Annotated in this window: 13 protein-coding genes; 9 read left to right on the forward strand and 4 right to left on the reverse strand. The window is 71.4% G+C overall.

What is annotated here, in order from left to right; genetic code table 11:
• Nucleotide 1: 1 nt before the first annotated feature.
• Complete coding sequence (locus JOE30_RS12000; RefSeq protein WP_056442488.1) at nt 2–238, reverse strand: hypothetical protein; 237 nt, start codon at nt 236–238, stop codon at nt 2–4.
• A complete protein-coding gene (locus JOE30_RS12005) occupies nt 228–1,499 on the reverse strand; it encodes a PspC domain-containing protein (RefSeq protein ID WP_204866905.1) in 1,272 nt (423 codons plus the stop codon). Before JOE30_RS12005 ends, JOE30_RS12000 begins: the two co-directional genes overlap by 11 nt.
• Before the next feature lie 149 nt (nt 1,500–1,648).
• On the opposite strand from JOE30_RS12005, the gene JOE30_RS12010 reads away from it, so the two are divergent.
• From JOE30_RS12010 to JOE30_RS12020, 3 genes are read left to right on the forward strand one after another with little or no spacing between them, the layout of a single operon-like run.
• On the forward strand, nt 1,649–2,956 hold the full coding sequence (locus JOE30_RS12010; RefSeq protein ID WP_371831716.1) for a sensor histidine kinase: 1,308 nt from the start codon (nt 1,649–1,651) through the stop codon (nt 2,954–2,956).
• A gap of 2 nt (nt 2,957–2,958) precedes the next feature.
• A complete protein-coding gene (locus JOE30_RS12015) occupies nt 2,959–3,594 on the forward strand; it encodes a response regulator transcription factor (protein WP_204870310.1) in 636 nt (211 codons plus the stop codon).
• Nucleotides 3,591–4,547, forward strand: a complete 957-nt coding sequence (locus JOE30_RS12020) for an endonuclease/exonuclease/phosphatase family protein (protein WP_204866907.1) — start codon at nt 3,591–3,593, stop codon at nt 4,545–4,547. Before JOE30_RS12015 ends, JOE30_RS12020 begins: the two co-directional genes overlap by 4 nt.
• Nucleotides 4,548–4,679: 132 nt before the next feature.
• Here JOE30_RS12020 and JOE30_RS12025 read toward each other — a convergent pair whose 3' ends face one another.
• Entirely contained in the window at nt 4,680–5,930 is a 1,251-nt protein-coding gene (locus JOE30_RS12025) for a protein kinase (RefSeq protein ID WP_307806154.1), read from the reverse strand.
• Between the two features lie 186 nt (nt 5,931–6,116).
• Here JOE30_RS12025 and JOE30_RS12030 point away from each other — a divergent pair, with 186 nt between their 5' ends.
• The 6 genes from JOE30_RS12030 to JOE30_RS12055 all read left to right on the forward strand — a co-directional run bounded on the left by JOE30_RS12030 (nt 6,117) and on the right by JOE30_RS12055 (nt 12,146).
• Nucleotides 6,117–6,923, forward strand: coding sequence for a hypothetical protein (locus JOE30_RS12030; protein WP_204866908.1), 807 nt, complete (start codon nt 6,117–6,119; stop codon nt 6,921–6,923).
• On the forward strand, nt 6,920–8,497 hold the full coding sequence (locus JOE30_RS12035; protein ID WP_204866909.1) for a DNA polymerase Y family protein: 1,578 nt from the start codon (nt 6,920–6,922) through the stop codon (nt 8,495–8,497). The genes JOE30_RS12030 and JOE30_RS12035 overlap by 4 nt, the downstream gene beginning before the upstream one ends.
• A complete protein-coding gene (gene dinB, locus JOE30_RS12040; protein WP_204866910.1) occupies nt 8,494–9,729 on the forward strand; it encodes a DNA polymerase IV in 1,236 nt (411 codons plus the stop codon). The genes JOE30_RS12035 and dinB overlap by 4 nt, the downstream gene beginning before the upstream one ends.
• Nucleotides 9,730–9,757: 28 nt before the next feature.
• On the forward strand, nt 9,758–10,537 hold the full coding sequence (locus JOE30_RS12045) for an alpha/beta fold hydrolase (protein WP_204866911.1): 780 nt from the start codon (nt 9,758–9,760) through the stop codon (nt 10,535–10,537).
• Nucleotides 10,538–10,598: 61 nt separating this feature from the next.
• Nucleotides 10,599–11,147: a hypothetical protein gene (locus JOE30_RS12050; RefSeq protein ID WP_204866912.1), complete on the forward strand. Its 549-nt coding sequence runs from the start codon at nt 10,599–10,601 to the stop codon at nt 11,145–11,147.
• A gap of 42 nt (nt 11,148–11,189) precedes the next feature.
• Entirely contained in the window at nt 11,190–12,146 is a 957-nt protein-coding gene (locus tag JOE30_RS12055) for a sensor histidine kinase (RefSeq protein ID WP_056442464.1), read from the forward strand.
• 1 nt (nt 12,147) lies between these two features.
• On the opposite strand, the gene JOE30_RS12060 is transcribed toward JOE30_RS12055, so the two are convergent.
• Nucleotides 12,148–12,972 carry a helix-turn-helix domain-containing protein gene (locus tag JOE30_RS12060; protein WP_307806155.1) on the reverse strand — a complete coding sequence of 275 codons (825 nt, stop codon included), beginning with the start codon at nt 12,970–12,972 and terminating at the stop codon, nt 12,148–12,150.
• Between the last annotated feature and the right edge of the window lie 58 nt (nt 12,973–13,030).

A 13,030-nucleotide genomic window follows, 5' to 3' on the forward strand; every position in this document is an offset into this window, starting at 1 on the left:
TCTACTGCGAGCGAGACTTCCGGCGCCTGACGGGCGCCAGCACGAGAACCACGCCGACGACGATCGCGGCGATCACCAGGGTCCAGCCCGACGCGGCGCCGGCGACGATCGCGGTGGGGTCCGCGCCGACGAGCGTCGGGATCGCCAGCAGCAGCGCCGCCACACCGGCGATCAGCAGGACCGGTGAGGGTCCGCGGCGATCGGTACCGCTCGTGTCGTGTCCGGTCTCATCGGTCACGGTGCACCTCCAGATTTCCCAGCGCAGTGCTGGCCTCGATGGTCAGGGTCGGTCCTGCCGTCCCGTCGGATCCGCCGTCGACCCCGCCGGTGCCGACGCAGTTCGCGTTGCCGACGGCACTGGTGCAGTCGGTGACGACGTTCATGGTCGGCGACAGCAGGATCTCGGTGTTGCCGACGGCCTTCTCCACGGTCACGGTGCGGTCCTCGGTGAGGTCGAGCCCGCGCAGGTCGAGGACGAAGTTCCCCACACCGGACTCGTACGAGGGCGCCAGCGCAGCCATCGACGTGGGCGCGATCGTCACGTTGCCCATGTTCGGTGACTCGACACCGCGCAGGTCCTGCACGTCGACCAGGGACGACACGAGGACGAACCCGGCGAGCGGGGCCGCCAGAACGAGCAACCCGTAGCCGCGCCGCAGGAAGGCGCCGATGATCAGTCCGATGCCGACGACGGTCAGCGCCACCGCGCCGACACGGGGAGCGGTCACGACGGCGGCGCCCGTGGCGGCGCCGATGCCGATGGTCACGGCGGAGGCGATGATGGCGAGGCCGATCACCGTGGACGTCAGGTGCGACTTCCGCGCGGGTGCGGGGACCGGGAGAACGGGGCGACCAGGTTCGGGGAGGTCCCAGGCGAACGGAGCGACCCCCAGCGGATCCCAGCTCGGCGGCGGCGGAGCGGACGGTGTGTCCGGGGTGTCCTTCGAGAACGAGACGGGCGCGGTGTGTGCGGCGGCCGGTTCCGGGACGTACTGGTCGGGAAGCGTCGAGTAGGCGTTCCACTGCTGCGCGGCCGGATCGTGCGCAGACAGGGGAGCGCCGGCGAGCTCGACCGGTGACGGCGCGTTCGGAGTCCGACGGAACAGCAGGTACAGGGCCCCCAGCATGGCGATCGTGGACACCAACCCCGATCCCATTCCGAGTGGTCCGACCGTGAGGACCGAGATGACGAGAGCGACGGACAGCACCACGGCCGTCGTGTGGGACTCCGACGTGCGGCCGCGGCCGAGCAACGACTCCGCCGGCGACACGACGTCGCCGCGGCGCGGAAGCACCAGCCACGCAGCGAGATACAGGACCAGGCCGGATCCGCCGAAGAGGGTGGAGACGACGAACGCGACACGGACGAGAACGGGGTCGACGCGGTAGCGGTGGCCGATTCCGGCCGCGACACCGGCGCCGGGGCCCTGATCGGGCAGGCGCACGGGTCGGGTTCGCCAGATCTCGGACAGCTGGGCGGACGCGGTGGCGTGGGTCATGGTTACATCCTGGGCTGCCGGGGCGCCCCGGCACATCGGGGCGAACCCTGATTTCGCCGGTGTCCGCGCGTCGCTCGACTCGACCGAGATGGGGGAGAACCCCGATACCGCGGAGCCGTGAGCCGTGCCAGTATCGAGGCGTGTCCACCCTGCCCGCACAGCCTCCGCACACGCGGGAGCCTCCCGGCCGTCCGCCGTTGCCGACGCCGGCGCTCCGCCGCCGTGCGGCCGGACGTGTCGTCGGCGGTGTCGCGGGCGGTGTCGCCGATCACCTGGACGTCGACGTCTTCCGGGTGCGGGTCGTCTTCGCGGTGCTGTGCGCCGCGGCCGGTGCCGGTGCCGTCGCCTACGGACTGCTGTGGATCTTCACCTCCGCGGGTACCGACGTCCGCAGGCCGGACCGCTCGGAGAAGCGTCGGGCGTACGGGCTGATCGCTCTCGGGATCGGCGGCGCCGTCGCGCTGGGGTCCGGGCTGACGGGCAGCTCGTCCACGATCATCGCCCCTGTCGTCGTCGTCGCGCTCGGCGCCGCGCTGGTGTGGCGGGAGTTCGACGCGGCCGGGACCCGGACGGCGGACACCCGGCCTCGGCACGCCCGCACCTCGGTGCTCGGGTGGGCGCGCATCGTCGCCGGGGTCACGCTTGTGATCATCGGGCTCTGCGTCGTGCTCGTCGCCCGCGTGGACGTGCGGGCCCTGCAGTCGTCCCTGCTCGCCGTCGTCGTGACGCTGGTCGGGGCAGTACTGCTCACCGTGCCGCTCTGGATGCGGTTGTGGCGCGCCCTCGGTGACGAGCGCGCGGCACGCATCCGGAACGACGAGCGCGAGGAGATCGCGTCGCACCTGCACGACTCGGTGCTGCAGACCCTCGCGCTGATCCAGAAGCAGTCCGCCGATTCCGCCGAGGTGATGCGCCTCGCACGCAGCCAGGAGCGAGAGTTGCGCAAGTGGCTGTTCGGGGGAGACCGGGACGACCATGCGTCTCTCGTCCGCGCGTTGGCCACCATCGCCGGTGAGGTCGAGGACCACTACGGTGTGACCGTGGATCCCGTGACGGTGGGCGACGTGGCTCTGGACGAGCCGGTCGAGAGTTCGGGGCTGAACCGTGAGGTCGCCACCGCTCTGCTCGGAGCCACGCGCGAGGCACTCGTCAACGCCGCCAAGCACTCCGGGGTGACCTCCGTCGACCTGTACGCCGAGGCGGGTTGCGACACCGTCGAGGTCTTCGTCCGCGACCGCGGGTGCGGATTCGATCCGGACAGCGTGCCGCAGGATCGACAGGGACTGGCGCGCAGTGTGCGGGCACGCATCGAACGCCGCGGCGGCTCGGTGCGGGTGCGGTCCGCACCCGGGCAGGGCTCCGAGATCCACATCTGTGTGCCGCGGGTGCGCGGCACGGGTACCACCGGGCACGCGGACTCCGTGCCCGACACCGCGAGAGAGGAACGGTCCGCGTGACCCTGCGAGTCTTCCTGGTCGACGATCACGGAGTGTTCCGGTCGGGGGTGCGTGCGGAACTGGGGCGCGAGACCGACATCGAGGTGGTGGGTGAGGCCGGTGGCGTCGCGGATGCGGTCCGCGGTATCGACGAGATCCGTCCCGACGTCGTCCTGCTCGACGTGCACATGCCCGACGGCGGTGGGGTCGCCGTTCTGCAGTCCATCGCGGAGGGCCCGGTGTGCCTGGCGCTCAGCGTGTCCGACGCTGCCGAGGACGTCATCGCCGTGATTCGCGCCGGCGCTCGGGGTTACGTCACCAAGACCATCTCGGGGTCCGATCTCGCCGACGCGGTGCGCCGTGTCGCAGGCGGTGACGCCGTGTTCGGACCGCGGTTGGCGGGGTTCGTCCTCGACTCGTTCACAGGTCGCTCCGCGGCAGCGGAGCCGCCGCTCGATCCGGAGCTCGACTCCCTGACGCCGCGCGAGATGGAGGTGCTGCGTCTGCTCGCCCGCGGCTACACCTACCGCGAGATCGCCGAGACGCTCTTCATCTCGATCAAGACCGTCGAGACCCATGCCTCGAACGTGTTGCGGAAGACGCAGCAGTCCAACAGGAACGCCCTCACCCGCTGGGCACACCGACGGCGCATCGAATGAGGGCCCGCACGATCGCGGCCGTCGTCGTCGGTCTCGGTGGGGTGGCCGCGGGCCTGGTGGCCGTCGTCTCGTCGATGCTCGAGACCAGCAGCATGGTGGTCGTGGGTCCCGCCTCCGCGGCGCCGATCCTGTTGTGCGTGACCGTCGTCGGAGTCCTGGTGTGCCTGCTCGCGCGGCGGTGGTGGATCGCCGCGGCGTCGGCCGTTCTCCTGGGGCTGGCCGCAGTGGTCGTGGTGCCGCTGTACGTACCGGGCGCCGCGGGAGTCGCCGATGCCGCCCCCGGTGAGTCGCTGCGCGTGATGCAGGCGAACGTCATGCTGGGAGAGGCGGATCCGCAGGCACTGGTGGCGTCGGTGCGGGAGCGCGACATCGACGTCCTCACCGTGCAGGAGCTCACCGAGGACTCGGTGGGGGCGTTCGACGCCGCCGGGCTCTCCGCCGCGTTGCCCTACCGGTTCGTGGCGCCGTATCAGGGCGGTGCGGGCGCCGCGATCTACAGCCGGTTCCCGCTGTCGAACGGCCGGGAACTGCCCGGTTACCTGCTCGCGAGCGTGACGGCGGATCTCGATGTCGGTGCGGCGCAGCCCCTCCGGGTCTACGCGGTGCATCCGGTGCCGCCCTGGCCGACACCCACCCCGGTGTGGGCGTCGGAGCTCGACATGCTCGGTGAGGAGTTGGCGCAGGCGTCGCCGGGAGCGGTGATCATCGGTGGTGACTTCAATTCGACGCACGCGCACAAGCGGTTCCGCGATCTGCTCACCGGCGGATACGTGGACGCGGCGGACGCTGTCGGTGCCGGGGTCATCCCGACCTACCCGATGGACAAGTGGTACCCACCGGTGGTCGGGATCGACCATGTGGTGGTGCGGGACGCGCAGGTGCGCTCACTCGAGCCCATCGACATCGTGGGATCGGACCACCGCGGGCTCGTCGCGACCGTCGACGTCCCCTGACCGCGTCTTCGCCCCGCGAGTACGTCCGAACTGTCGTCCTGTGGGGGATGTTCGCGACAGTATGGCCGTACTCGCCGGGGGCGGGGCCGGGGCCGGGGGCGGGGCCGGGGGGGGGCAGGGGCCGGGGGCGGGTCAGAGCACCAGGAGCAGGACGATGAGCAGGAGCAGTACCGCGCCGCCGATCGCGAGGTAGAGCGGCAGCCCGGCGGGGGCGGTGAAGGACTTGGGTTCCTTCGTCTCGAATGCGGGCGGCGAGTACGTCGGGCGTGGGGCCGGCCCGGGTGCCGGCGTGGTGGACGCCGCGGTCGGACGCGGAACCCGATCCAGAGGGGTGGCGGTGTCCGCTGCCGGGAGCCCCGTCATGGTGCGGCCGTGGATGCGTTCGTCCCGGCGGGAGGTGCCCGGGACTCGGGAGCCGCGCAGCGCCCAGAACGGGACCTGACCGTCGGCCGCGCGTAGCGGGTGGTTGATCACCGATCCGGCGTTGCCGTTCTTGCCCACGGCGAGGGTGACGAAGCGGGTGCGGACCTCGGCCATGGTGGGGCGGCGTGCGGGGTCGGGTTCGAGCATGTGCAGCAACGTGGCCGTCATGGGTCCGCTCTTGCGCGGCGGGATGATGCGCCCCCCGGCGACGCGGTGCAGCAGGGCGATGGAGTCGGCATCGATGCCGAAGGGTGGTTGCCCCTCGGTCGCGGTGTACAGCGTGGCGCCGAGCGAGAAGACGTCGCTGGCCTCGGTGGGGTCCGCGCCACGCGCCACCTCGGGTGCGAAGTACGCGGGGGTGCCGGTGATGACGGCGCTGTTCTCCTCGTGCGTGTCCGTCTTGGCGCGCGAGATGCCGAAGTCGCTGATCTTGACCATGCCCAGCGCGCTGCCGCGATCGGCGACCAGGATGTTGCCCGGCTTGATGTCGCGGTGCACGATGCCGGCGGCGTGGGCGGCGGTGAGGGCGTCGGCGATCTGGGCACCGATCTGGATGACCTCGTCCGGGGGCAGCGACTCGGCGATGTTGAGGGCCATCGCGAGGCTGCGGGCGGGGAGGTACTCCATGATGAGCCAGGGCTCGCCGCTGTCGAGTGCGACGTCGTGCATGGCGATGGCGTGCGGGTTGTTCAGCTGGGCCGCCATCCGTCCCTCGCGCATGGCGCGGTCGCGGATCTCGCGGGCGGCCTCGGGGGTGAGGTCCACGGTCGAGGTGGCCTGTTTGACGGCCACCTTGCGGCTGAGCAACGTGTCGCTCGCGAGCCACACCGCGCCCATTCCGCCGCCGCCGAGCTTGGAGTCGAGTCGGTAGCGACCGGCGAGGAGGTAGTCGGGTCCGATGACCGGTCGCGTGCGCCCCGAGCCGGCCACCGCTCCGCTGGGCTGCTGGTGATCAGTCACGGTGTTCGAGGTTATCGGACGAGCCGATCGAGTGCCGGGCAGGGCTGTCACCAGGACGTTTCCGGGCGTCTTGACGTTCGAACGGGCAGCGGCTTTACTGGTGTGAGCGTTCGAAAGTATGTTCGAATTCTCGGTCTTCCCCCGGGTCTCCAACGCAGTCTCGACCGTCCCGACCGGGGAGTGAGTATGCCTGTTTCCGTTGATCTCGAAGGCCTCGAAGGGCTGTCCCGCGCCGAGCGGATCGAGTTCCTGCGTCGTCGTATCCGGTCCTCACCTGCGCGTGTGGCCGATGCCCCCGCTCCTGCCGCACCGGTCACCCTCACGGCCACCGCACCTGCCCCGGATCCTGCGCCGGCCCGGGTCCGCCCGGTTCTCCCGGTCCCGGAGGCGTTGTCGGCGCTGCTCCCCGAGGGTGGGTTGGCCCGCGGCACGGTGGTCTCGGTGTCCGGCGCCGGATCGTTGCTGCTCGGGATCCTGGCGTCGGTCACCGGATCGGGACGGCACGCCGCCGTCATCGGCTTGCCGCGGCTGGGACTGTTGGCGGCGTCGGAGATGGGGGCGCATCTGCAGCGGGTGGCGCTGGTCCCGGATCCCGGGCCGGACCCGGTGGAGGTCGCTGCCGTGCTGCTCGACGGCATCGATCTGGTGGTGCTGGGGCTGGGCGGTATGTCGGTACCGCCGTCGCGAGCACGGGCGGTGGTCGCTCGGGCGCGCAACAAGGGCGCCACGCTGATCGTCACCGACGGACGCTGGGACGGCGCCGAGCTCCGGCTGGACGCCCGCATCCGCGGGTACGGCGGGCTCGGCTCGGGGGCCCGTACGGGTCACGGCCGGGTGCGCGCCGTGCATCTGGGCGTCGAGGTGCAGGGCCGTGCCGTCCGGCCGCGGACCGGCCGGTTGACCCTGACGTCCACGGGCGACGGGGTCGAGTGGGGACCGGCCGATTCCACCGTGTCGCATCGGGATCCGGTGCTGGAAGCGTTGCCGTCGTGAGCACCGACCGTCGGAGCCGGGTACTGGCTCTGTGGTGCCCCGACTGGCCTGCCGTGGCCGCTGCCGCCGCGGCGGAGATCCCGGCCTCGTCGCCGGTGGCGGTGGTCTCCGCCAATCGCGTCGTCGCCTGCTCCGCGACGGCACGCGCCGAGGGGGTCCGTCGCGGCGGACGTCGTCGTGAGTCGCAGGCCCGCTGTCCGGAACTGTATGTGGCGCGGGCGGATCCGGATCGTGACGCGCGACTGTTCGAGCCGGTCGCCTCGGCGGTGGACGAGGTGGTGCCCGGTATCGAGGTGCTGCGGCCCGGCCTGTTGCTGCTGTCGGCGCGCGGTGCGGCGCGGTACTTCGGTTCGGAGGAGGCCGCGGCGGAGCAGCTGGTGGACACCGTCGCGGCGGTCGGTGTCGAGTGCCAGGTGGGGATCGCCGACGAGGTGTCGACGGCCGTCGTCGCGGCTCGGCACGGCGCGATCGTGCCGCGGGGGAGCGGCGCGCAGTTCCTGGCTCCGCTCCCGGTGGCCGAGTTGTCGGCGGAACCGTCTCTCGCGGCGCCGGAGCGGGTGGACCTGGTGGATCTGCTGGTGCGGCTGGGTCTGCGCACGGTGGGGGACTTCGGGGCACTGTCACCGGTGGACGTGGCCTCCCGCTTCGGCACCGACGCGGTCCTCGCGCACCGCAGCGCGCGAGGTGAGCCGGAACGGCCGCCCTCGGCGCGCGTGCTTCCTCCCGACCTGGAGGTCGAGTACCGCTGCGACCCTCCGATCGATCGCGTCGACGCGGCGGCGTTCGCGGGTCGTGCCCTGGCCGAGCGGCTGCACGTGACGCTGTCGGCCGCGGCCGTGGCCTGCACCCGGTTGCTGGTGCAGGCCACCACGGCCAACGGTGAACACCTCTCCCGCACGTGGCGATGTGCGGAACCGCTCACTCCCGAGGGCACCGCGGATCGCGTGCGGTGGCAGCTCGACGGCTGGCTCACCGGCCGCAGTGAGAACAAGCCGACCGCCGGCATCGTTCTGCTGCGTCTCGAGCCGGTGGAGGTGGTGTCGGCGGGTGCGCTGCAGCTGGGACTGTGGGGCGGCGTCGGCGACGAGGACGAGCGGGCCCGCCGTGCCCTGGTGCGGGTGCAGGGTCTGCTGGGCGGCGACGCCGTCCAGGTGGGTGTGCTCAGCGGTGGTCGGGGGCCGGGTGAGCGCGTGACGATGCTGCCGTGGGGCGACGAGCCGGTGCCCGATGCTGATCCCTCCGCTCCGTGGCCCGGCCGGCTGCCGTCCCCGTCGCCCTCGGCGCTGATGCCGACGCGTCCGGAGATCGCCGTGACCGACGAGTCGGGAGTGGCGGTGCAGGTCACCGAGCGCGGCATGTTCGATCGCGTGCCCGGCCGGGTCGACTGGGGATCGCGGAGCTGGGTACTGCACGGCTGGGCGGGACCGTGGGCGGCGGACGAGCGGTGGTGGGATCTCGGCGCCACCTCCACGGCCCGCCAGGTGGCGCGGGCGCAGGTGCTGCTGGAGGACACCCGTGCCCTGCTGGTCCTGCACGACGGTGGACGATGGTTCGTGGAAGGGATCTACGAATGACGGCGGAACGCGCACGCGAACGCACGGGCGAGGCCACGATCCTGCATGCGGACCTCGACTCCTTCTACTCCTCGGTGGAGCAGCGGGACGATCCGTCGCTGCGCGGGCGACCCGTCATCGTCGGTGGGGGTGTGGTTCTGGCGGCGAGCTACGAGGCCAAGGCCTTCGGCGTGAAGACGGCCATGGGTGGCCGGCAGGCGCGCGCTCTGTGCCCGCAGGCGGTGGTGGTGCCGCCCCGGATGGCCGCCTACTCGCAGGCGAGCAAGGACGTCTTCGAGGTGTTCGAGAACGTCACCCCGCTGGTCGAGGGCATCTCCATCGACGAGGCCTTCCTCGACGTCACCGGGTTGGCGCGGCTGTCCGGATCGCCGTCGGACATCGCTCGGGACCTGCGTCGCACAGTGGCGGAGGACGTCGGTCTCCCCATCACCGTCGGGGTGGCGCGTACCAAGTTCCTCGCCAAGATCGCCAGTGCCGTCGCCAAACCCGACGGCCTGCTGGAGGTTCCGCCGGACCGTGAGCTCGAGTTCCTGCATCCGCTTCCGGTGGAGCGTATGTGGGGCGTCGGCAGGATCACCGCCGACAAGCTGCACGCACAGGGCATCCGCACCATCGGTGATCTCGCCGCGCACCGCGAGGGCGCGTTGGCCGCCGTCCTCGGATCGGCCGCCGGTCGGCACCTGCACGCCCTGTCGAACGGTGTCGACGCGCGCCGGGTGAGCACCGGCAGGAGCCGGCGGTCGGTGGGCGCCCAACATGCTCTGGGGCGTCGTCACAAGACCCCGGCGGACATCGACGCAGCCCTCGTCGGACTGGTCGACCGTGTCACCCACCGCATGCGGAAGGGTCACTGGGCAGGTCGCACGATCACGCTGCGCCTGCGTTTCGATGACTTCACGCGAGCGACGCGATCCACGACGCTGAGCCGCGCGACGGCCGACACCCACGTCGTGCTCACCGCGGCCCGATCGCTGCTGGGCGCATCGATGTCGACCATCACGATGCAGGGCCTCACCCTCGTCGGAGTGGCGGTGTCGAATCTGGAGGACGGCGCCGCGATGCAGCTCGAGCTGCCGTTCGAGACGCCGGAGGACGAGCATCCGACCATCGACCGGACGGCCCTGGACGAGGCGCTCGACGGAGTGCAACGCCGGTTCGGCACCTCCGCGCTCACGCGCGGTGTGCTGCTCGGGCGAGAAGAGCAGACGTCGGTGCCGATGCTCCACGAGTGAGAGTCGGCGCCTCTGGGAGGATGGCTCGATGATCATGACGGACGGTGCGGTGGACGCCGGGGGCGTGCGGCTGCACTATCGAGATTCCGGTGGTACCGACGTGTTGGGGTCGCCCGTCGTGCTGGTGCACGGCATGGGCGGCGACGGTCACACCTGGGACACGTTCGCGCGCACGCTGGTTCGGCGGGGTCGCCGTGTCGTCGTCCCCGACCTCCGCGGGCACGGCCGCAGCGGACGCGCAGGGAGTTACCTGTTCGGAGAGTTCGGCGACGACCTCGAGGCGCTCCTGGATCATCTCTCGCTGACCCGCGTCGACCTCGTCGGCCACTCCCTGGGAGGCCACGCCGCGACGCTCGTCGCGCAACGCCGTCCGACGACGGTGCGCAAGCTCGTGGTCGAGGAAGCACCACTCCCCATCCGTCCCGGTGACGAGACCCCGTCGATCACGACGAAGTTCCCGTCCGCGCGCGAACTGCTGCACGCCACGACCAGCGTGATCCGCCACCCGCGCGCCGTGCTGGCCTTCGATCGGTCGATGACGTCGTCCGCGCTCACCCAGTTCCGCGCTCCCGATCCGCTGTGGTGGGATGCGCTGGCGCACATGGAGAGTGACGTGCTGCTGGTCGTCGGTGGTCCCACCGGCATGGTCGACCGCGCGCGCCTCGAGGCGATGACGGCGCTGGTGCCGCGCAGCCGGGTCGTCGCCGTGGACAGCGGGCACAGTGTGCATCGGGATCGGTTCGCCGATTTCGACGCCGCGGTCGGCCCGTTCCTCGCCGAGCACCAGGAAACTCCCCGCGCCCTGTGAGGCGTCCAGAATCGACGACGTCCTCGCCGTCCCTCGCGACCACAGTCGTTACGGTCGGCGCATGACGGCACCCACCCAGCAGTTCACCGTGACCCGGACCGACGGCGAACTCGCTGCTCGGGCCCTGATGTACGCCGTGTCCGAGCTCAGCCTCATCAGGGTGACCGGCCAGGGCGGGGCCGCCTACGCGCAACTGCAGGTGTGCCCGTCGGGTGCGCGCTACCGGTCGGTCGTCGACGGCATGAGTCCACGCGCGGCGCGGGAGCTGACCAACGGATACCACGCCAACTTCCACCACCCGGTGCTGTACGCGGCGGCGCTGCGGCTGGGCGCCGTGCGGCTCGCCGAGCTGGTCCCGATGTCGCGGTCGCTGCGCGCGGTGCTCGTCGCCGCCCCGGCCGTCGCGGCCACCGCGGACATCACCGAGAACGTCGTCAACCTCTACCTCCACCGCGACACCCGCCGCATCACCGACGCGACGGCGACCGTGTCGAGTGCGCTCAGCATCGTCAAGTGGGGCGGGACGGTGGGACCGTTGGCCTACATGACGGTCGGCTTCCTTCCCATCTGGGGCCGAGCCGTGCGGGATCGGTTCGCACGCGGTCGATAGAACCGCACGGCCGCCGAGCGATCCGCCGGTTACCGTCGTGTCATGACCGTCACCCGGCCCCGCGCGGCGACGCTGTCGCTGCGGAGTCGTATCCGACTTCTCACGGTGAGCGTGGCGGCGCTGGCCGTCGCGATCTGCTCCTTCGTGATCTACATGGTCACCGAGGACGCACTGCGTGCGCAGCTCGCCGATCGGGTGGGCCGGGACGCCGACAAGTTGATCGCCAGTGACTCCTCCGGGCTCTCGCCCGCGGCCTTCGGCTTCGCCGCCGGACCTCGCGCGGGACGCTATCTGCAGGTGGGCATCGTCAGCGCGGACGGTGACGTGTACTCCGCGTCCGGAAGCTTCACTCCGTTCGCCTCGCCCGACGGCGTGCTGGAACCGGTGGTCGCGTCGGTGGTCGCGGGGGAGTCGGACCGCGTCGTCACCGATCTGAACGGCTACGCGGTGGCCATCGAGAAGGCGCCGAGTGGGTCGACCGTGCTGGTCGGAGAGTCCTACCGGTCGCTCGACGGGGTGATGAGCGGACTGCTCCTCATCTTCGTCACGGTGGGCGGCGCACTGGTGGTGCTGGCGGGACTGTCGGGATACCTGGTGGCGCGGACGGGCCTGCGCCCGGTCGGCCGGCTCACCCGCGCCACGCGGCGGATCACCGAGACCGGCGACCTCAGTCCGGTGGCCGTGGTGGGTGACGACGAGCTGGCGCACCTCGCCGATCGGTTCAACGACATGTTGGCGGCCTTGCAACGCTCACGGCTCGCGCAGAACCACCTCATCGTCGACGCGGGTACCGAGCTGCTGGCACCGCTCACCGCCTTGCGCACCAACATCGAGCTGCTCATCGAGATCGGTGACCCCGATCGTGCGCCCACGGTGCCGCTGGATCAGGATGCGGTGGACCAACTTCGGCGTGACATCGTCGATCAGCTGGACGAGGTCGCACGCCGTATCCACCGCCTCGTCGACGAGGCACGGGAAGCGCACACGCGGGACGGGTGAGTCAGGTGTTCGCCCGGTAGCGCGCGGGAGGACTGCCCACCAGGGCGGTGAACGCCCGGACGAGATGGCTCTGATCCGCGTACCCGAGATCGGCCGCGAGCGCTGCCCAGTCCACCGCGCCGCCGGTGTGCGCGGCGCCCGCCACGTCCAGGAGTCGGCACCGCTGCACCACCCACTTGGGCCCGACGCCGACATGGTCGGCGAACTGTCTCTGCAGCGTCCGCAGGCTCACTCCCGCGCGATCCGCGAGCTGCTGCGCCCGGATGATGGTCGTGTCCGTCTCGGCCAGTTCCACGAGGTCCGCGATGTCGGCGGCGACAGGATCGGCCGCCCCGGTCCGCTCGATCAGCCACGAGGACAGCCGGTCCACACACGCGGTGACGTCCGCGTCCGGGACGAGCAGGAGACTGGCGAGTCGGCGATCGTCGGTCCCCAGCACCTCCTCGACGGTCCCGATCCGATCGGTCATCGAGCTCACGGGCCGGCCGAGGACCGGGCGGAAACCCCCGGGACGGAACGCTGCTGCCACCGTGCGCCCGTCACCGACGAGGGTGCGCTCGAAGCGATGTCGCATCACGCCGTGCACCAGCAGCCGCGGAGCGCCGTTCCGAGACTCCGCCGTCAGATGGATCACCGGGCGCGGAACGACCTCCTGCACGTGTGGTTCGGGACAGTGCCACTCCACCCACCAGAAGTAGTCGACGACGGTCGCGAGGTCGTCGGGAGGCAGGGACCGGCCGACGATGATTCGGCCGTCCGCACGTGCGGGATGCAGAATCGCCGACTGCGCGCGTCGGCCTGCTCGGGTCAACGGATCCTCCGTCACGGAGCGAACCGTACCGCTCGAGGTGGCGCGTTTGTTCAAGTCACGGTCCCGATGGTGA

It is taken from the genome of Rhodococcus sp. PvP016 (assembly GCF_017832185.1).
Classification (GTDB): domain Bacteria; phylum Actinomycetota; class Actinomycetes; order Mycobacteriales; family Mycobacteriaceae; genus Rhodococcoides.